Source organism: Bradyrhizobium sp. 44 (assembly GCF_023073095.1).
Taxonomy (GTDB): Bacteria; Pseudomonadota; Alphaproteobacteria; order Rhizobiales; family Xanthobacteraceae; genus Bradyrhizobium.
In genome coordinates, this window is sequence record NZ_JADPIY010000029.1 from 325,880 (window position 1) to 345,503 (window position 19,624).

The 19,624-nt window shown below is 65.3% G+C and carries 16 protein-coding genes; 8 read left to right on the forward strand and 8 right to left on the reverse strand.

Going from position 1 to position 19,624, the window contains the following annotated elements:
• Positions 1 to 8 precede the first annotated feature (8 nt).
• The 4 genes from IVB41_RS27330 to IVB41_RS27345 are packed head-to-tail and all read right to left on the reverse strand — an operon-like array spanning position 9 to position 4,281.
• Positions 9 to 707 (reverse strand): substrate-binding domain-containing protein, encoded by a 699-nt coding sequence (locus IVB41_RS27330; protein ID WP_247437032.1) that lies wholly within the window; start codon positions 705 to 707, stop codon positions 9 to 11.
• Positions 704 to 2,842, reverse strand: coding sequence for a molybdopterin cofactor-binding domain-containing protein (locus tag IVB41_RS27335; RefSeq protein ID WP_247437033.1), 2,139 nt, complete (start codon positions 2,840 to 2,842; stop codon positions 704 to 706). The genes IVB41_RS27330 and IVB41_RS27335 overlap by 4 nt, the downstream gene beginning before the upstream one ends.
• A complete protein-coding gene (locus tag IVB41_RS27340; protein WP_247437035.1) occupies positions 2,839 to 3,309 on the reverse strand; it encodes a (2Fe-2S)-binding protein in 471 nt (156 codons plus the stop codon). Before IVB41_RS27340 ends, IVB41_RS27335 begins: the two co-directional genes overlap by 4 nt.
• Positions 3,310 to 3,324: 15 nt before the next feature.
• Positions 3,325 to 4,281, reverse strand: coding sequence for a tripartite tricarboxylate transporter substrate binding protein (locus tag IVB41_RS27345; RefSeq protein WP_247438172.1), 957 nt, complete (start codon positions 4,279 to 4,281; stop codon positions 3,325 to 3,327).
• 252 nt (positions 4,282 to 4,533) lie between these two features.
• On the opposite strand from IVB41_RS27345, the gene IVB41_RS27350 reads away from it, so the two are divergent.
• Complete coding sequence (locus tag IVB41_RS27350) at positions 4,534 to 6,624, forward strand: molybdopterin-dependent oxidoreductase (RefSeq protein WP_247437037.1); 2,091 nt, start codon at positions 4,534 to 4,536, stop codon at positions 6,622 to 6,624.
• A gap of 138 nt (positions 6,625 to 6,762) precedes the next feature.
• Positions 6,763 to 7,545 carry an enoyl-CoA hydratase/isomerase family protein gene (locus IVB41_RS27355; RefSeq protein ID WP_247437039.1) on the forward strand — a complete coding sequence of 261 codons (783 nt, stop codon included), beginning with the start codon at positions 6,763 to 6,765 and terminating at the stop codon, positions 7,543 to 7,545.
• Positions 7,546 to 7,692: 147 nt separating this feature from the next.
• Here the strand turns inward: IVB41_RS27355 and IVB41_RS27360 are convergent, their stop codons facing one another.
• Both IVB41_RS27360 and IVB41_RS27365 read right to left on the reverse strand, forming a co-directional pair.
• Positions 7,693 to 8,121: a heme-binding protein gene (locus IVB41_RS27360; protein WP_247437041.1), complete on the reverse strand. Its 429-nt coding sequence runs from the start codon at positions 8,119 to 8,121 to the stop codon at positions 7,693 to 7,695.
• The gene (locus IVB41_RS27365) at positions 8,114 to 11,125 is read right to left on the reverse strand and encodes an FAD-binding and (Fe-S)-binding domain-containing protein (protein ID WP_247437043.1); all 3,012 of its coding nucleotides are present in this window, start codon (positions 11,123 to 11,125) and stop codon (positions 8,114 to 8,116) included. The genes IVB41_RS27360 and IVB41_RS27365 overlap by 8 nt, the downstream gene beginning before the upstream one ends.
• A 231-nt stretch (positions 11,126 to 11,356) precedes the next feature.
• On the opposite strand from IVB41_RS27365, the gene IVB41_RS27370 reads away from it, so the two are divergent.
• From IVB41_RS27370 to IVB41_RS27395, 6 genes are all read left to right on the forward strand, one after another.
• Positions 11,357 to 12,556 (forward strand): alanine--glyoxylate aminotransferase family protein, encoded by a 1,200-nt coding sequence (locus tag IVB41_RS27370; RefSeq protein WP_247290336.1) that lies wholly within the window; start codon positions 11,357 to 11,359, stop codon positions 12,554 to 12,556.
• Positions 12,557 to 12,600: 44 nt separating this feature from the next.
• A complete protein-coding gene (locus IVB41_RS27375; RefSeq protein ID WP_247437046.1) occupies positions 12,601 to 13,398 on the forward strand; it encodes an enoyl-CoA hydratase/isomerase family protein in 798 nt (265 codons plus the stop codon).
• Between the two features lie 146 nt (positions 13,399 to 13,544).
• Positions 13,545 to 14,519, forward strand: a complete 975-nt coding sequence (locus tag IVB41_RS27380) for a tripartite tricarboxylate transporter substrate binding protein (RefSeq protein WP_247437047.1) — start codon at positions 13,545 to 13,547, stop codon at positions 14,517 to 14,519.
• 176 nt (positions 14,520 to 14,695) lie between these two features.
• Positions 14,696 to 15,238, forward strand: a complete 543-nt coding sequence (locus IVB41_RS27385; protein ID WP_247437050.1) for a tripartite tricarboxylate transporter TctB family protein — start codon at positions 14,696 to 14,698, stop codon at positions 15,236 to 15,238.
• A gap of 12 nt (positions 15,239 to 15,250) precedes the next feature.
• The gene (locus tag IVB41_RS27390; protein WP_247437052.1) at positions 15,251 to 16,774 is read left to right on the forward strand and encodes a tripartite tricarboxylate transporter permease; all 1,524 of its coding nucleotides are present in this window, start codon (positions 15,251 to 15,253) and stop codon (positions 16,772 to 16,774) included.
• Between the two features lie 149 nt (positions 16,775 to 16,923).
• Positions 16,924 to 17,793: an outer membrane protein gene (locus IVB41_RS27395; RefSeq protein WP_027566731.1), complete on the forward strand. Its 870-nt coding sequence runs from the start codon at positions 16,924 to 16,926 to the stop codon at positions 17,791 to 17,793.
• A 166-nt stretch (positions 17,794 to 17,959) separates the two neighbouring features.
• Here the strand turns inward: IVB41_RS27395 and IVB41_RS27400 are convergent, their stop codons facing one another.
• Together IVB41_RS27400 and IVB41_RS27405 are read right to left on the reverse strand one after the other, a co-directional pair.
• The gene (locus IVB41_RS27400) at positions 17,960 to 19,153 is read right to left on the reverse strand and encodes a CaiB/BaiF CoA-transferase family protein (RefSeq protein ID WP_247437062.1); all 1,194 of its coding nucleotides are present in this window, start codon (positions 19,151 to 19,153) and stop codon (positions 17,960 to 17,962) included.
• 131 nt (positions 19,154 to 19,284) lie between these two features.
• Positions 19,285 to 19,599 carry a hypothetical protein gene (locus tag IVB41_RS27405; protein WP_247437064.1) on the reverse strand — a complete coding sequence of 105 codons (315 nt, stop codon included), beginning with the start codon at positions 19,597 to 19,599 and terminating at the stop codon, positions 19,285 to 19,287.
• Positions 19,600 to 19,624: the final 25 nt, after the last annotated feature.

A 19,624-nucleotide genomic window follows, 5' to 3' on the forward strand; every position in this document is an offset into this window, starting at 1 on the left:
GCGATTATCTAGCCTGCAAAGCCGGCGCGCTGGCGCAGATCCCTGCGGTCTGCGCTGGTCAGCAACGCGATCAGCGCGGCCGCCTCTTGTGGATGTACGGCCCGCGTGGTCACGCCGGCCGTGTACATCGTCATGAGCTCGCAGCCCGGCGGCAGCGCTGCTGACAGCGCGATGCCGTCGGTCGCGATGATCTCGGTGGCCTGTGTACAGCCGATCGGATGCGCGGCGGTAGACGCCGCAAGCTCTCGCATCGCGGTCGCACCGTTGGGAAAGATCTTGAGGCGCGAAGCGACCTCATAGGCGATGCCGAGCTGATCCAGCAACTTTGCGACGTGCTGTCCCGCAGTCGAGGCTTTCGTGTCCGGCACGTAGATCGCGTCAGCGCTGCGCAGCACCTCGCGCAAATCGGCCTCGGTCTTCACGGTCACCTTGGGGTCGCGGCTGCGGACCGCGAGCGCGGTCTCGACCCGCCCGACATCCGAGATCGAGGCTGGGATGACGAGCGTCTCTTCGGCAAGCTTTGCAAGCAGCGCTTGCGTCAGGATGACGAGATCGGCCGCCGTTCCCGCCCGCAGCTTGTTCGCCATGATGCCGACCGCGCCGAACTCGCCGTCGATGCCGAAGCCGGTCTGCGTCTTGAAGGGATCGCCGAGGCCGCGCACCAGGCCTTGCGCCGCGCCTCCACTCAAAATGCTCACTGTCGTCACGACGCCTGCTCCATGGCTGCAATGATCTTGTCGCGGGTGATCGGCAGGTCGCGCACGCGCACGCCGAGGCAATCGTAAACGGCATTCGCGATCGCCGCCGTCACCGGGCCGTGCGCGGCCTCGCCGGCGCCGACCGGCTCGATCTCCGGCCGCTGGACGATCTCGACATCCACCATTGGCACCTCGCTGAAGGTGAGGATCGGATAGTCGGTCCAGGACGTCGATGTGATGCGCGTGCGGTCGAAGCGGACGCGTTCCTTCAGAACCCAGCTTGTCGCCTGGATCGCGCCGCCCTCGATCTGGTTGATGACGCCGTCCGGGTTGATGGCCTCGCCGACATCGACCGCAAGCATCAGCCGCTTGACGCGGATGTTGTCAGTGCCCTCGATCTCCGCAATCGCGGCGCAATAGGCCCCGGTGTTCTTGTAGCGGGCGAAGCCGACGCCGTGACCGATGCCGGACTTCTTTTGCGGTTTCCATTGCGCGCGTCGTGCCACCGCGCGAATGACCTCCTTTGCCCGTTCGTCGCGCAGATGGCGCAGGCGGAACGCGATCGGGTCTTCGCCGCGGAGGGCGGCGATCTCGTCGAGCAGGGACTCGATGGCGAACACATTGCCTTGTCCGCCAAGCGTCCGCAGCGCCGAGGTCCGCACCGGCATGGTCAGCAGCCGGTGGCTCGTGACCGTCCAGGCCGCGAGGTCGTAGAGCGGAACGGAGTTGCGGTCGCCGCCGCCGCCATTGGCCGCGGGCGGATTGGTCGAGATCATGCGCGGGTAGGGGTTCGTAATCTCGGTTGCGGCAAGCAGCGCGGGCTGTGCCGCGCGCCCTGGCCGCGCTGCGTGGCCGTTGCTCCAGATCGCGTGGCGCCAACCGACGATCTCGTTGTTCGCATCGAGGTCGGCCTCGATCTCGATCGCCATCGCCGCGCCGAACGGTGCGTGGGCCATCTCGTCGTGGCGCGACCACTGCACCCGCACGGGACGGCCGCCGGCAGCCGCTTTCGCCAGCAGCACGGCATCGAGCGCGACGTCATCGGCCGCGTTGTGTCCGTAGCAGCCGGCGCCCTCCATGTGCTCGACGACGATGTTTGCTGCCGGCAGCTTGAGCACGATAGCTAGGTCGGCGCGCAGCAGATAGACACCCTGGCTGTGAGTCCACACGTGGACGTGATCGCCGTCCCATCGGGCCATCGCACAGGACGGCGCGATCGAGGCATGCGCGATGTAGGGACGGATGTATTGCCGGCGGAGGGTGCGAGCAGCTTTCTTTATCGTTGCTGCAGAGGTCCTGGTGTCGATGACAGTGGTCTCGACCGGCTGGCTCTTCAGGAATCCGGCGAGATCAGCTTCATCGGGCAGCGGCTCGCCAGCCGACCATGTCGCCCCCTTACGCAAGGCTTTCAGCGCGGCTTCCGCCGCTGCCTCGCCGTCGGCAACCACGCCGGCAAAGCCGCCGTCGCAGACGATCGCGAAGAGGCCGGGAACGGCTCGCGTCGCGGTCTCGTCGAGCGCGATCAGCCTGGCGCCGGAAATCTCCGGCCGCAGCACGCGTCCGTGCAGCAAGTCCGGCAGCGGACAGTCATGGATAAAGCGCGGCCGTGCGAACACCTTGTCGGGAATGTCGACGCGCTGGACCGAATGTCCGGCGACGATGCGTTTGGCGACGATCTTCGCTGTCGCGCCCGCTTTGGCGTCGTGGTCGAGCGAGACGTCACCGGCCAACTCCCAATAGCTGGTCCTGACATTGCCGGGGCCCGAGATCGTGCCGTCATGGATATCGAGCAGGGACGCATCGACACCGAGACGCTCAGATGCCGCGGCGAGGAAGCGCTGGCGGACCTCGGCACAGGCGTGGCGCAGCGCCCGGCCGGATTGCTGGACCGAAAGGCTGCCCGAGGTGACGCCCTCGTTCGGACTTGCCGCCGTGGAGGCGCGGATCATCTCGATGCGGCCAATATCGACGTCGAGTTCGTCTGCTGCGATCTGCGCCAGGGCCGTGACGATGCCCTGGCCGATCTCGACCTTGCCGGGCGAGATCGCCACGCGGCCTTCGCCGATGAGCTTCACCCAGGATGACAGCATGGGATTGGCCGCAAGGCTGACCGGCAGTGTTTGGGCAGGGGACGGCGCACTCATGTTTCCGCCATCTCCGACGCCGCCCGCAGCACGGCGCGGACCATGCGGTTGTGCGATCCGCAGCGGCATAGATTGCGATCAAGCGCGGTTCTCACCTCCGCCTCCGTCGGCGACGGATTGCGCTTCAGCAAAGCCGCCGCGCTGATCAGAATCCCCGAGACGCAATAGCCGCATTGCATCGCCTGTTCGGCGATAAAGGCGCGTTGCAGCGGATGCGGTTGCTCCGCTGTGCCGAGGCCTTCCACCGTGACGACGTCCTTGTCCGCGACCGACCACATCGGCAGGTCGCACGAGGCCATCGCTCGGTCGTCGACCATGACATGGCAGGCGCCGCACTCGCCGGCCCCGCAGCCGAAATGCGTACTTGTAACGCCGAGCCGGCTGCGCAGCACGTCGAGCAGCGTCTGATCCGGATCGGCATCCACGGCCGCGGCCGTGCCGTTGAGCTGGAATTGAATGGTAGGCATTGTCGCTCTACAGCCTCAGGACTTGTCGAACTTCTTGACCACGTCGGCCCATTTTTCGATGTCACCGCGCAGGAATTTGTCGAATTCCTCCGGCGTCATTGACATCGGCACCGCGCCCTGCGCAGTCCAGAGCTTGACGATGTCGGGCCGCTTCACCATTGCGTTCACGGCGGCATTGAGCTTGTCGATCACAGGTTTCGGCGTGCCGGCCGGCGCCATCAGGCCGAGCCAGATCGTGGCTTCGTAGCCCGCGACCCCCGCCTCGATCGCGGTCGGCACGTTCGGCAGCACCGCTGAGCGCTGCTTGCCGGTGGTCGCGAGCGCGCGGACCTGGTTCTCGCCGATGTTCGGCGCCATCGCCGGCACGGCGTCGATCATCATCTGCACCTGCCCGCCGATCACGCCGCTGCGTGCCTCGCCGCTGTTGCGATAGGGCACGTGGACAAGGTCGATGCCGGCGATGGCTTTGAACAGCTCGCCGGCCATGTGATAGGGCGTGCCCTGGCCGGAGGAGGCGTAGTTCAATTTGCCCGGCTGCGACTTGGCGAGCGCGACGAACTCCTGCAGCGTCTTCGCTGCGACTTGCGGGTTCACCACGATGACGAGATCGGAAGAGTTGACCGGTGCGATCGGCGCGAGGTCGCGCATCAGCTCGTATTTGCGTTTATCCGGCGTCAGCAGGGATTCGTTCGCGGTCTGGGTGTTGGACATCATCAGCAGCGTGTAGCCGTCTGCGGGCGACTTCGCCGCTTCGACCGTGCCGATGACGCCGCCCGCGCCGGTGCGGTTCTCGATCACGAAGGGCTGGCCAAAACTCTCCTGGAGCGCGTTGCCGATCTGCCGGGCCGCGACATCGGCCGGCCCGCCGGCGCCGAAGGGCACGACGATCCGGACCGAATGGTTGGGATAGTCCTGCGCCAGGGACGGGCTTGCGGAGGACGCGCTGAGCAGGCCGACGGCCAGCGCCAGCATGAATTGTCGGGCCGTCACACCCACCTCCCTGATGTCGTTCTTGTTGTTGGGCACTGTAGCGGCAAGGGAGGCGGACTGTCGACGCCTCACAAGACCGATGGTGCCTGGAATATCGGGCGGTTTTCGGTGTGGCGGCGCCGCTCTTCGCGGTCGCGGCAGGAACCGGCGGCGCACACGGTCTGAGCAAATCGCATGGGCGTTGCCGGATAAATACCCTCGGCTGAGGGGTATTTTGGTGTTACCAAATTGGACATGAACCAGCACGCCAAGATCGAAATCCGCCATTCGACCTGTCCGCATGATTGCCCGTCGGCCTGTGCCCTCGATGTCGAGGTGCTCGAGGGACGCAGCATCGGTCGTGTCCGCGGTTCGAAAAAGCAGACCTATACGGCCGGCGTGGTCTGCGCCAAGGTTGCCCGTTATGCCGAGCGCATCCATCATCCTGAAAGGCTGATGTATCCGCTGCGTCGAACGGGTGCGAAGGGCTCCGGCCAATTCGCCCGGATCGGCTGGGACGAGGCGCTGGACGAGATCGCGGATCGCTTCAACCAGGCCGAGCGCGAGTTCGGTGCGGAATCGGTCTGGCCCTATTATTACGCCGGCACGATGGGGCTGGTGATGCGCGACGGCCTCAACCGCCTCACGCATGTGAAGAAATATTCGCGGTTCTATCAGACCATCTGCGCCAACGTTGGCCGCATCGGGTTCGCGATCGGCACCGGCAAGATCGCCGGCGTCGATCCGCGCGAGATGGCGCTGTCCGATTTGGTGGTGATCTGGGGCACCAACCCCGTCAACACGCAGGTCAACGTGATGACGCACGCCGCCCGTGCGCGCAAGGAGCGCGGCGCCAAGATCGCGGCCGTCGACATCTACGACAACGAGACCATGAAGCAGGCGGATATCAAGATCATCCTGCGGCCCGGCACCGACGGCGCGTTCGCTTGCGGCGTGATGCATGTCCTGTTCCGCGACGGCTATGCCGATCGCGCCTATATGGACAAGTACACCGACTGCCCTGGCGAGCTCGAGGCGCATCTGAAGACGCGCACGCCCGAATGGGCCTCCGCGATCTCCGGCGTGCCGGTAGCGGAGATCGAGGCTTTTGCCAAACTGGTCGGCGAGACCAAGCGGGCCTTCTTCCGGCTCGGCTATGGCTTCACCCGCTCGCGCAACGGCGCGGCGCAGATGCATGCCGCGAACTGCATTCCCGCGGTGACCGGCGCCTGGCAATATGAAGGCGGCGGCGCCTTCTTCAACAATTACGCGCTGTGGCACTTCAACGAATCCATCATCGAAGGCCATGACGCCATCGACCCAACCATCCGCGCGCTCGACCAGTCGCAGATCGGCCGCATCCTCACCGGCGATTCCGAGGCCCTGCACGGCAAGGGTCCGGTCAAGGCGATGCTGATCCAGAACACAAATCCGATGACGGTGGCGCCGGAGCAGGCACTCGTGCGGCAGGGTTTTGCGCGCGAGGATCTGTTCGTCGCGGTGCACGAGCAGTTCATGACCGAGACCGCCGAGATAGCCGACATCGTGCTGCCCGCGACGATGTTCATGGAGCATGACGATCTCTATTACGGCGGCGGCCACCAGCACATCTCGGTCGGGCCGAAGCTGATCGACCCGCCCGGAGAATGCCGCTCCAACCACGAGGTGCTACAGGCGCTGGCGCCGCGGCTTGGCGCCAGGCATCCGGGGTTCGAGCGGACGCCGCGCGAGTTGATCGACGCGACGCTGAAGCTGAGCGACCACGGCGACATTGCTGGTCTCGAAGCCGACCTCTGGCGCGACCTGCAGCCTGACTTCCGCACGTCGCATTATCTCGACGGCTTCGCCCATGCCGACAGGAAATTCCACTTCAAGGCCGATTGGGCGCATCCGCCGTTCGGCCAGAAGATGGGTGACTTCGACAAGATGCCGTCGCTGCCGGACCATTGGGCGGTGATCGAGCATTCCGACCAGGCCCATCCTTTCCGCCTTGCCACGAGCCCGTCGCGCAGCTTCCTCAACACCACCTTCAACGAGACGCCGTCCTCCCAAGCGCGTGAGGGCAAGGCGAGCGTGATGATCCATCCCCTGGATGCGGCCGCGCTCGACATCGCCGATGGCGACGCCGTGACGCTCGGCAACACCCGCGGCGAGACCACGCTGATCGCCACGCTGTTCGAGGGCGTGCGGCGGGGTGTGCTGATCGCGGAATCCGTGCATCCCAACAAGAACCATATCGGTGACCGCGGCATCAACATGCTGACGGGCGCGGACACGATCGCGCCGATTGGCGGCGCCGCGTTCCACGACAACAAGGTCTGGATCAGGAAAGCGGTCGCGGCCTGAGCCGCACACGCGCTTCGATCGCGCTACAAGTTTGTGTCGAGGCGCTAAAGCGGCGCCGCGCCGCAGTTTGCCCTTGCACCTTCGGCCCGAGCTGCCGCAAATGGCCGCTAAACGGGAGCCCAAGGAAGCGAGCGTGCCATGATCGACACCACAGCCGTGATCACCGAGAAGCGCGGGCAGGCGCTCTGGATCACCATCAACCGGCCCGAGAAACGCAACGCGCTGAATGGCGAAGTCATCGCCGGCATCGCACGCGGCTATCGCGACGCGCATGACGACAAGGAAGTCCGCATCATCGTGCTGACCGGCGCGGGCGACAAGGCGTTCTGCGCCGGTGCGGACCTGCAGAACTCCGGCGCGGCTTTCGCGATGGATCATTCGAAGCCGAATGTCGACTATGCCGATCTGTTACGCTTGTCGCAGAACGCGACCAAGCCCGCGATCGCGCGCGTCGGCGGCGTCTGCATGGCCGGCGGCATGGGCCTGCTCTGCATGACCGACATGGCCGTCGCCGCCGATCACGTCATCTTCGGCCTGCCGGAGGTGAAGGTCGGCGTATTCCCGATGCAGGTGTTGAGCCTGTTGCAGTCCATTGCTCCACCTCGCCTCGTCAACGAATGGGCGCTGACCGGCGAGCCGTTCGACGCGAAAGCGGCGCAGGGAGCGGGCCTGCTGAACCACGTCGTGCCCACGGCCGAGCTGGATGCCAAGGTCGACTGGCTGATCGGCCGCATCGTCGATAAATCCCCGACCGCGATCCGCCGCGGCAAATACGCGATGCGCGCCATCGCCTCGATGTCGTTCGACGAGAGCATCGCCTACACCGAAAGCCAGATCGCGCTGCTCGCGATGACCGAGGACGCCAAGGAAGGGCTGAAGGCGTTCAGCGAAAAGCGCAAGCCGGTGTGGACGGGGCGGTGAAGTTCAATGTCGTCCTGACGGAGCCAGTACGACGCCGCGGCACCGGAACGATCTTGTAGCCCGGACGGAGCGAAGCGTAATCCGGGGTTTGCGCGTGGGGCGCCGCTCCGGATTGCGCTTCGCTCCATCCAGGCTACGGAAGAGGTCTCACCCCGCGTTGGCCGTCAACCCCGCGGCTTGGATGCCCGCCACCGCGCACGTCTCGTCATTGTCGGACGTGTCTCCGCTGACGCCGACCGCGCCGAGCAGCGTCGTGCCGTCCATGATCAGCACGCCGCCGGGGACCGGGACCAGCGCGCCCTTGGCCATGGTGTTCACGGCGTCGATGAAATAGGCCTGCTCCTGCGCGCGCTGGAAGAGAGCGCGCGAGCCCATGCCCAATGCGAGTGCGCCATAGGCCTTCCCGTGCGCGATCTCGGCGCGCATCAGGCTGGTGCCGTCCTGCGCCGCGGCGATCTTGAGCACGCCGCGGGCGTCGAGGATGGTGACGACCAGCGGCTTCAGCTTCAGCTCGGTGGATTTCGCGAAGGCGGCGTCGAGGATCTTGCGGGCGGTGTCGAGGGTGAGGTCAGCCATGATTGGTTTCCTTTGCAACGGGAGGGGTTGTGGATTGGATCTCGGCACGATCAAGGCTCATCGCCAGCACGCGCGCGACGTGAAGCGCCTCTCGCTCCGCGCCGTCGTGGATCTGGTGTCGGCAGGAGGTGCCGTCGGCAACGACGAGCGTATTCTGGTCCGCGCGTCGCACGGCGGGTAGCAGCGACAGCTCCGCCATCTCGATCGAGGCATCGTAGGTGTCTGCGCCATAACCAAAGGCGCCGGCCATGCCGCAGCAGCTCGATTCGATGGTCTCGACCTCAAGGCGAGGGATGAGGCGCAGCACCTGTTCGACCGGCTTGAACGCGCCGAAGGATTTTTGATGGCAATGGCCGTGCACCAGGGCTTTGTCGGCGACGGCGCCGAGCGGTAGTTGCAGCCGGCCGGCCTCGGCCTCGCGCACCAGGAATTCCTCGAAGGTCAGCGCATGGGCGCCAACGGCCCTGGCATCGGCGTCCTTGCGCAGCGAGGCGAGCTCGTCGCGCAGGGTCAAAAGGCAGCTCGGCTCGAGGCCAACGATCGGCACGCCGCGCGCGGCAAAGGGCGCGAAGGCGGCGACGAGACGATCGAGCTCGGACCTGGCTTCGTCGACAAGGCCCGCTGACAGGAAGGTGCGGCCGCAGCACAGCGGACGGCTGCCGCTTGCAGGTTTCGGCAGATGCACGCGGTAGCCGCCGGCCGCGAGCACGCGCAGCGCGGCCTCGAGATTTTCGCGTTCATAGATGCGATTGAAGGTGTCGGCGAACAGCACGACCTCGCGGCCGGTCTCCGGCCCGACCGCTTCGGCCGGCGGCACGAACACGTCGCTGCGGAAGGCGGGCAGCGCGCGGAGGGCGCTGATGCCGGCAAAGCGCTCGAACAGCTTTCGCAACAGCGGGCTGCGGTTGCGCAAATTCGCCAACGGCGCGAAGCGCGACGCGAGGCCGGCATAGCGCGGGAGGTAGCCGACCAGCCGGTCGCGCAAGGTCAGGCCATGCGAGGCCGCGCGCGCGGCGAGCACCTCGATCTTCATCTTGGCCATGTCGACGCCGACAGGGCATTCGTGGCGGCAGGCCTTGCAGGACACGCAAAGCTTTAGCGTCTCCATCATCTCGTCGGAGGAGAGCGCGCCCGCGCCAAGCTGGCCGGAGATGGCGAGCCGCAGCGTGTTGGCGCGGCCTCGCGTCGCGTCCTTCTCGTTGCGCGTCGCGCGGTAGGACGGGCACATCACGCCGCCCTCGAGCTTGCGGCAGGCGCCGTTGTTGTTGCACATCTCGACCGCGCCCTGAAAACCGCCGCCGGCCCCGGGATAAGCGGACCAGTCGAGTTTTGTCTTGATCTCTGCGACGCGATAGTCAGGCTTGAAGCGGAATAGCGAACGATCGTCCATCTTCGGTGCGTCGACGATCTTGCCGGGGTTGAGCACGCCCTCGGGATCAAAGCGCTGCTTCACTTCCCTGAAGTCGGCGACCAGGCGCTCGCCGAACATCGTTTCGTGGAATTCGGAGCGCACCAGGCCATCGCCGTGCTCGCCGGAATGCGAGCCCTTGTATTCGCGCACCAGTTCGAAGGCTTCCTCGGCGATGGCCCGCATCGCCTTGACGTCCTTCTCGAGCTTCAGGTTCAGCACCGGCCGCACGTGCAAGCAGCCCTCGGAGGCATGCGCGTACATCGTGCCGCTGGTGCCGTGCCTGGCGAAGACCTCGTTCAAGCGCGCGGTGTAGTCGGCGAGATGCGGCAGCGGCACGGCGCAGTCCTCGACGAAGGAGACGGGCTTTCCTTCCTGCTTCATCGACATCATGACGTTGAGGCCGGCGGCGCGGAAATCGGCGATCCCGCTCTGCAGCGCCGGCTCGGTGATTTCCACCACGCCGCCCCATTTTCGTTTGTCGTTGTTCCAGCTGAAGCCGAGATCGCCCATCAGCTCGCCGAGCTGCTTCAGGCGCACGAGGTTGTCCGCCTGATCCTCCTCGGCGAACTCGACCACGAGCACCGCATCCGGATCGCCCTTGATCGCAGTGGAGATGATGGGTCGGAACATCGCGATGTCGCGGCCGAGTGCGAGCATGGTGCGGTCGACCAGCTCGACCGCGATCGGCTTGAGCTTGACCAGATGCTGGGCCGCGTCCATCGCCTCGTAAAAACTGCCGAAATGGCAGATGCCGAGCGCCTTGTTGCGGATCACGGGCCACAGCTTCAGCTCGACCTTGGTGGTGAAGGCGAGGGTCCCCTCGGAGCCGACGAGAAGGTGCGCCATGTTGTTGCGGGCATTGCGCGGCACCAGCGCATCGAGATTGTAGCCGCCGACACGGCGCTGCACTTTTGGAAACCGTGCGGCGATCTCCCCGACCTCGCGGGCCCCGAGATCGAGCATGTCGCGGAACAGGGCGCGGGCGCTGTCGTTCGCATCGAGATCGGAGAGATCGCGCGAGACCTCGCCGAAGCGGCTCAGCGTGCCGTCGGCAAGCGCGGCCTCCATCGACAGTGTGTTGTCGCGCATGGTGCCGTAGCGCAGGCTACGGCCGCCGCAGGAATTGTTGCCGGCCATGCCGCCGATTGTGGCGCGCGAGGCCGTAGAGACGTCGACCGGAAACCAGAGGCCGTGTTTCTTCAGCTGGCGGTTGAGGTCGTCGAGCACGATGCCCGGCTCGACCACGCAGGTGCGTCCTTCGACGTCGAGCGACAGGATCCGGTTCAGGTGCTTCGAGAGATCGACCACGAGACCGTCATTGACGGTCTGGCCGCATTGCGAGGTGCCGCCGCCGCGCGGGGTCACCTTCAGTCCCTCGTCGCGCGCGATCGCCAGCGCCCGCAAGGCCTCGTCCATGGTGCGCGGCACCACCACGCCATGGGGCATGATCTGGTAGAAGGAAGCGTCGGTGGCGTAGCGGCCGCGGCTGAAAGCGTCGAACAGGACGTCGCCGGTCACGTCCCGGGCCAGACGTGCCGCGAGGCCGTCCTTTTTGGCCGATTCCTGTGATTTCCGGGGCACTTCCGCCGCCATGGTCCGCTCTTGCCTGTTCGCCGCCCCCGTCTTGCCTCCGGTCACGGCCCTTGGCAAGGCGAGCCCTGCTTCTTGTGCATTGACGGACCCCGCCCGGCGAGGGACAAGCCCGGCGAATAGTGATATTCGAGCGGCTCGCGCAGCCCCTTGAGACCAAAAGGCTGGAAGTCAAGCTGGGTTCAAGGCCAAGACAGACGCAAAAGACAGATTCAAAGACCGGGAAGGACGCCGATGACCGTGCATACTGGAAGGCATTTTCTCCAGATTCCAGGACCGACCAACGTGCCCGACCGGGTGCTGCGGGCGATGGACATGCCGACGCTGGATCATCGCGGTCCGGAGTTTGCCGAGCTCGGTTTCGCCGTCCTCGCCGGCATGCAGCGGGTGTTCCGCACCAAGCAGCCCGTGATCATCTTCCCCTCGTCCGGCACCGGCGCCTGGGAAGCCGCGATGGTCAACGTGCTCGCGCCCGGTGACAAGGTCCTGATGTGCGAGACCGGCCAGTTCGCCGTGCTGTGGCGCGGCATCGCCGACAAGTTCAAGCTCGACGTCGATTTCATCCCGAGTGACTGGCGCCATGGCGCCGATCTCGCCGAGATCGAGAAGCGCCTTGCCGCCGACAAGCAGCACACCATCAAGGCGGTCTGCGTCGTCCACAACGAGACCTCGACCGGCTGCGTGACGCCGCCGCTCGAAGTGCGCAAGCTGCTCGACCGGGTCAAGCATCCCGCGCTGCTGATGGTCGACACCATCTCCGGCCTCGGCTCGATCGAGTACGAGCACGATGCCTGGGGCATCGACGTCTCGGTCGCCGGCTCGCAGAAGGGCCTGATGCTGCCACCGGGCCTCGGCTTCAACGCCGTCTCGGAGAAAGCGCTCGCGGTGGCCAAGGCCAACCCCGGCATGCGCTCCTATTGGGACTGGCAGGAGGTCATCTCCTTCAACAAGCTCGGCACCTTCCCCTATACGCCCGCCACCAATTTGCTCTACGGCCTGCGCGAGGCGATCAAGATGCTGGAAGAGGAGGGGCTCGAGAACGTCTGGACCCGCCACAAGCGCCATAGCGCGGCGACGCGCGCCGCGATCAAGGTCTGGGGCCTGGAGACGCAGTGCGCCGATCCTGCCGCGCATTCGCCGGCGCTGACAGGCGTGCGCGTGCCTGATGGCCATGACGCCGATGCCTTCCGCAAGGTGGTGCTGGAAAACTTCGACATGTCGCTCGGCACTGGCCTAAACAAGGTCAAGGGCAAGGTGTTCCGCATCGGCCATATCGGCCATTTCAACGACCTGATGCTGATGGGGACGCTCGCCGGCGTCGAGATGGGCCTCGATCTTGCAAAGATCCCGCACCGGAGCGGCGGCGTGTTGGCGGCCATGGACGTCCTGAAGGGACGCGACGCGGTGCCGATGACCAAAGCTCAGGTGGCCTGAAGGCCCAGGTTGCCTGAACTAACCTAGAGAAAAGAGAGCGCGCGATGAACGCACCGACGACCGCCAACGAAGACCTGCTCTACTCCGTCACGGACGGCATCGCGCGGATCACCTTCAACCGCCCGCAGGCGCGCAACGCACTGACCTTCGCCATGTACGAGCGCATGGCGGAGATCTGCCAGGAGATCAACGCCGACCGCTCGATCAAGGCGCTGATCCTGACCGGCGCCGGCGACAAGGCGTTTGCCTCCGGCACCGACATTTCTCAGTTTCGTGCGTTCAAAACCGCGCAGGATGCGCTCGACTATGAGGCCCGCATCGACCGCGTGCTCGGTACGCTCGAGCAGTGCCGCGTGCCCGTGATCGCGGCGATCGCGGGGGCATGCACCGGCGGCGGCGCCGGAATTGCGGCTTGCTGCGACTTGCGCATCGGGACTGAAACGACGCGCATCGGGTTTCCGATCGCGCGCACGCTCGGCAACTGCCTGTCGATGTCGAACATCAGCCGCGTCGTCTCGCTGGTCGGCCCCGCCCGCACCAAGGATCTGATCTTCAAGGCGCGCCTCGTCGAAGCGCCGGAAGCACTGGCGCTCGGCCTTCTCAACGAGGTCGTTCCCGACGTCGAGACCCTGCAGCGCCGCGCCGACGAGACCGCCAGGCTCGTGGCGAGCCACGCCCCGCTGACGCTTGAAGCGACCAAGGAGGCAGTCCGCCGCATCCGCCGCACGCTGTCGCGCGAAGAGGGCGAGGATCTGATCCTCAAGGCCTATATGAGCGAAGATTTCCGCGAGGGAATGGACGCCTTCCTCAACAAGCGCACGCCGAACTGGAAGGGCAGGTAGCGCGAGCTAGGCTGGCTTCGTCCGAAAGTCATAGGTAGCGGCATCCTCGCCTGCTTGAACTCGCTCGCAATAGTCCGCACAATGTGTCGATAAATTCCTGGCAAACAAAGCCAATAATCCAGGGGACGAAGCTCGTGCGAATTCTAATGCAAGCTGTTGGCGTCGCAGCAGCGCTATCGTTGAGCACGCCGGCCTTTGCGGGATGGGAGCCGACCAAACCGGTCGAGATCGTGGTCGCGGCGGGCGCGGGCGGCGCCTCCGACCAGATGGCGCGGATGATGCAGGCCGCCATCCAGAAGAACAATCTGATGAAGCAGCCGATCGTGGTCTCGCTCAAGGGCGGGGCTTCCGGCGCTGAAGCGCTGATGTACATGAAATCCAGCGAGGGCGACCCCAACAAAGTGCTGATCGCCTATTCGCTGATCTACATGCTGCCGCTGTCGGCGAAGATCCCGTTCAACTGGCGTGAGCTGACCCCGGTTTCGGTGATCGCGCTCGACCAGTTCGTGCTGTGGGACAACAGCGCGGGTCCCAAGACGGTGAAGGAGTTCGTCGCGGCCGCGAAGGCGGCAGCCGCGCCGTTCAAGATGGGCGGCACCGGCTCCAAGCGCGAGGATCACGTGTTGACCGTGTTTCTCGAGCAGAAGACCGGCGCGAAATTCTCCTATCTGCCCTACAAGTCCGGCGGCGAGGCCGCGACCCAGCTCGTCGGCAACCACACCGAATCCAACGTCAACAATCCATCCGAAAATCTCGAGGTCTGGCGCGCGGGCCAGGTGCGTCCGCTCTGCGTGTTCGACAAGGAACGAATCTCCTACACCAGCAAGGTGACGGACACGCAGTCCTGGGCCGACATCCCCACCTGCAAGGAGGAGGGCGTCGATGTGCAGTATCTGATGCTGCGCGCGATGTTCCTGCCCGGCAAGGTCACGGCGGAACAGCAGGCGTTCTATGTCGAGCTGTTCCACAAGGTGACGCAGACGTCCGAATACAAGGACTACATGGAAAAGCAGGCGCTGAAGCCGATCTTCCTCACCGGCAAGGACATGGTGCAATTCCTCGAGGAGGACGATGCAGTCAACAAGGCGCTGATGACGGAAGCCGGATTCGTCGCGAAGTGATTGCTTCACCTCGCCCCGCTTGCGGGGAGAGGTCGGATTGCATCGAAGATGCAATCCGGGTGAGGGGGGACTCTTCGCGAGTCCAACTCTCACCGTCCCCGCCGTGACTTCCCCTCACCCTAACCCTCTCCCCGCAGCGGGGAGAGGGGATCAGCCGCAGCGGTTGTTGTCAGCTCATGCCCCAAACCGATCTTGAAATCGTCGTCGACGATCCGACCGCGCCCGAAGACGACTCGCCTTCCGTCGTCTCCTCCGGCACGATCGAGATATTCGTCTGCTTCCTGCTGCTCGCGCTGGCCGCCACGCTCGGCTACGACAATTGGCGCACCGGCGCCTCCTGGGATTCGACCGGGCCGGAGCCCGGCTATTTCCCGTTCTACCTCTCCGTCATTCTCGGTGGCGCCAGCCTCTACGGCCTGATCGTGGCGCTGGTCGCGCATCGCGCGGCAGCTGAGACCTTCGTCACGCGCGCGCAAGCCCGCCGCGTGATGGCGGTGTTCGGGCCGACGCTGCTGTTCTGCCTGGCGACGCAGTTTCTCGGCCTCTATGTCGCGAGCTTCCTGCTGATCGCCAGCTTCATGCGTCTCGTCGGCAAGATCGCGCTGTGGAAGTCGCTGCTCACCGCTGTCGTATTCACGGCGATCATGTTCGTGACCTTCGACATCGCCTTCGACGTCATCATGCCGAAAGGGCCGCTCGAAGCGGCCTTCGGCCACTAAGGCGGGCCCGCGATGGAAGCTTTCGGTCTCTTGCTTCACGGCTTTGCGGTCTTGCTGACGTGGAAGACGCTCGCGCTGATGATGGTCGGGCTGGTGCTCGGCATCTTCGTCGGCGTCTTGCCCGGGCTCGGCGGACCCAACGGCGTCGCGATCCTGTTGCCGCTCACCTTCACGATGGATCCGACCTCGGCGATCGTGATGCTGTCCTGCATCTACTGGGGCGCACTGTTCGGCGGCGCGATCACCTCGATCCTGTTCAACATCCCCGGCGAAGCCTGGTCGGTCGCGACCACTTTCGATGGCTATCCGATGGCGCAGCAGGGCAGGGCGGCGGAGGCGCTGACGGCGGCGTTCACGTCCTCCTTTATCGGCTCGCTGGTCGCGGTGCTGCTGATCACCTTTCTTGCGCCGATGATCTCGTCCTTTGCGTTGAAGTTTGGCCCGCCGGAGTTCTTCGCGGTGTATTTGCTGACCTTCTGCTCCTTCGTCGGGCTGGGGCGCGAGGCCAAGTACAAGACCGTCATCTCGATGTCGCTGGGACTGTTGCTCGCCGGCATCGGCATGGACACGGTGTCAGGCAATCTGCGCATGACCTTCGGCTCGTCCGAGCTTTTGCGAGGCATCAACTTCCTGGTCGCCGTCATCGGCCTGTTCGGCATCAGCGAGATCCTGCTGACGATGGAGGAGCGCCTGGCGCTGCGCGGACACGCGGCGAGCATATCGCTGCGCGTCGTGCTTGCTGTGTGGAAGGACCTGCCGAAATACTGGGTGACACTGCTGCGCTCCTCCTTCATCGGCTGCTGGCTCGGCATTACCCCGGGCGGCGCGATCGCGGCCTCCTTCATGGGCTATAATCTGGCAAAACGCTTTGCCAAGGATCCCGAGAGCTTCGGCAAGGGCCGCATCGAGGGCGTGTTCGCGCCGGAGACGGCGGCGCATGCCTCCGGCACCGCGGCGCTGCTGCCGATGCTGGCGCTCGGCATTCCCGGCTCGGGCACCGCCGCGATCCTGCTCGGCGGCTTGATGGTGTGGGGGCTCAATCCGGGACCGCTGCTGTTCGTCGAGCACAAGGACTTCGTCTGGGGCCTGATCGCCTCGATGTATCTCGGCAATGTCGTCGGCCTCGTGCTGGTGCTGACGACGGTGCCGATCTTCGCCTCGATCCTGCGCGTGCCGTTCGCCGCGGTGGCGCCGATGATCGTGGTGTCATGCGCGATCGGCGCCTATGCGATCCAGAATGCGATGTTCGATATCTGGCTGATGCTCGGCTTCGGCGTCGTCGGCTACGTCTTCAAGAAGATCGGCATTCCGCTCGCTCCGTTCACGCTGGCGCTCGTGCTGGGCAACCGCGCCGAGGATGCCTTCCGTCTGTCGATGATCGGTGCCGGCGGCGACCTCAAGGTGTTCTGGTCGAACGGCTTGGTCGGCTCGATCACGACCTTGGCGATCGTGCTGCTGTTTTGGCCGGTGATCGACGGTTTGCTTGCCCGTGTCGGATTGACGCAGGGAGGCAAGCCGGTGCCAAGCAAGGCGTAATCAGCCACGGATTCAAGTACATGGGGGTGATGTCGTCCTGGTCCCAGGCGTTGCACGCTGCGATTGATCCGGGTTGTTGCTGACGCGGCACAGCCCTTTGGCGCTCCTCGGCGTATATCTTCATCACAAAATTGTGCGGAGGAATTGCCATGAAGCGGATTGTGATTGGAATGGCGGCGGCGATGTCGCTGTTCGCGACGGGCGCACTGGCTGCCGATCTGGCCGCTAGGCCCTACGTCAAGGCGCCGGTCATGGTTGATCCGGTCTGGAGCTGGACCGGATTCTACGTCGGCGCCAATGGCGGCTACAGCTGGGGCCGCTCGCGTACCGACGTCTCCTACTTCAATTCGGCAACAGGTGCTGCGATCGTGCCGCCCGCCGGCTCCATCACCAATGCGTCGTTCGACATGAACGGCGGCATCGCGGGCGGTCAGGCCGGCTACAACTGGCAGAGCGCCAACTGGGTCTACGGCATCGAGGGCGACCTGCAATGGTCGGGCGAGAAGGGCCGCGCCGGCTATAGCTGCGTTATCGCCACGCTTGCCGGTGGCGCCTGCCTTCCCGGTTTGACTTTCGCGCCCGCTGGTCTCGGGACTGCCACCACCCTGACGGTCGATCAGCATCTCCAGTGGTTCGGCACGGTGCGCGGCCGCGTCGGCATCCTGGCGACGCCCAAGGTGCTGTTCTACGGCACCGGCGGTTTGGCCTTCGGCGAAATCAAGACCACGGGCACCATGACCGGCTTCACGCCCGCGGGTGTCGCGATCGCCTCGGCCGGCTCGAATTCGACGACGCGCGCCGGCTGGACTGCCGGCGTGGGCGTCGAGGGCAAGATCACCCAGAACTGGAGCGCCAAGCTCGAATATCTCTATATGGATCTCGGCACCTTCTCGTCCGGTCCGTTCACGCTGGCGCCGCTCTCCACGGTCAGTGCCAACGTATCGTCGCGCTTCACCGACCACATCCTGCGCGCCGGCATCAACTACCAGTTCGGCGGCCCGGTGGTCGCCAGATACTAAGATCAACAGAGGCGTCAAGAACAAGCGAAGCCCGGCTCAAGCCGGGCTTTGTCGTTTCGGGCATGGTTATTCGACCTCGCGTTGCCTGCTCATTGCTCCGCGAGTCAATAAGCCCGGCGAGCGCCGGGCTTATTCGTTCGCCAACCTCTCAACGTCTAATGAGCACTCACACCACTTTGGCGTCCCTGAGCTTGGCAATCTCGTCCGTGCCGAAGCCGAACTCCGTCAGCACTTCGTCGGTCTGCTCGCCGAATTCCGGCGGCCGCGCCACCATCCTGCTCGGCGTGCGCGACAGCGTCACCGGCTGGCCGACCAGGCGGATCTCGCGACCCTCTTCATTCGGCACCTCCTGCGCGATGCCGAGATGCCTGACCTGCTCGTCTTCGAACATCTGGTCGATAGCGTAGATCGGCCCGCAGGGCACGCCGGCCTCGTTGAGTTCACGGACCCACGTCTCGGTGGACTTCGTCAAGGTACGCTTCTCGATCTCGGCATTGAGCGCGTCGCGGTTCTTGGAGCGGGCGGGCGCGGTCAGATAGTCGGGATGGCTGTAGAGTTCCGGCGCGCCGATCGCCTGCGCGCAGCGCTCCCAGATCCGGCCGCCCGTGGTGGCGATGTTGATGTAGCCGTCCGAGGTCTTGAACACGCCGGTCGGAATGCTGGTCGGGTGGTTGTTGCCGGCCTGCTTGGCCACTTCCTTTTCCATCAGCCAGCGTGCGGCCTGGAAGTCGAGCATGAAGATCTGGGCCTGCAGCAGCGAGGTCTGCACCCACTGGCCCTTGCCCGAAACCTCGCGCTCCAGCAGTGCGGTGAGGATGCCCATGGCACAGAACAGACCGGCGGTGAGATCGGCGATCGGAATGCCGACCCGCATCGGGCCTTCGCCCGGCGCGCCGGTGATCGACATCAGTCCGCCCATGCCTTGCGCGATCTGATCGAAGCCCGGCCGCTTGTGGTAGGGCCCGTCCTGGCCGAAGCCGGAGATGCTGCCGTAGACGAGGCGGGGGTTGATCCTGGCGAGGCCCTCATAGTCGATGCCGAGCTTCTTCTTCACGTCGGGCCGGAAATTCTCCACCACAACGTCGGCCTTGGCAGCGAGGCGCTTGAACACGGCGAGCCCGCGCTCGTCCTTCAGGTTCAGCGTCATCGCCCGCTTGTTGCGATGCAAGTTCTGGAAGTCGGAGCCCCGCCGCGGCCCGCCCGGCTGTTCGCCGCCGGCATCCTCGGTGAGCGCGTCGATCTTGATCACGTTGGCGCCCCAATCCGCGAGCTGCCGCACGCAGGTGGGCCCGGACCGGACGCGGGTCAGATCGAGCACGGTGAAGCGTGACAGGGCTTCCGAGGCATGCGGAAAGGGCATCTTGATGGGCTCCGGGACAAATTGCGGGCCTACCATAGTGCCGAAAGACCATGCGGCAAGACATCAGGCGGCAGGTCTGGGCCGCGCGGATGCCGTCTGTCAAAATGTAATGCGGGGGCGCCCGCGAAGGATCAGCGCGTCAGCTGTTTCAGCTCGGCGCGCGCCTGCTCGGCCAGCGGGTCATCTCCGTGGCGCGCAATGAACAGCTCGAACGCCTCCCGCGTTCCCTTGCGATGGGCGGATTCGTACTCCTCCGCGACTGCAGCCGAAGGGTCGCGGGCCATTGGGACGGAGGGCGCGCGCCCCGCTGTGCCGCCTTGTTGGCCGCTCTCATCCGCATTGGCTTTTCCGACCATGGCAGGGAGTCCTCCGAAAGGTAGATGGCCCGGCCCCGTGAGCGCCATCAGGGCGCCGAACAGACCGGCCGAGAGTAGACCTCGTTTCATGATTTCACTCGCAACAAGTAAGTCG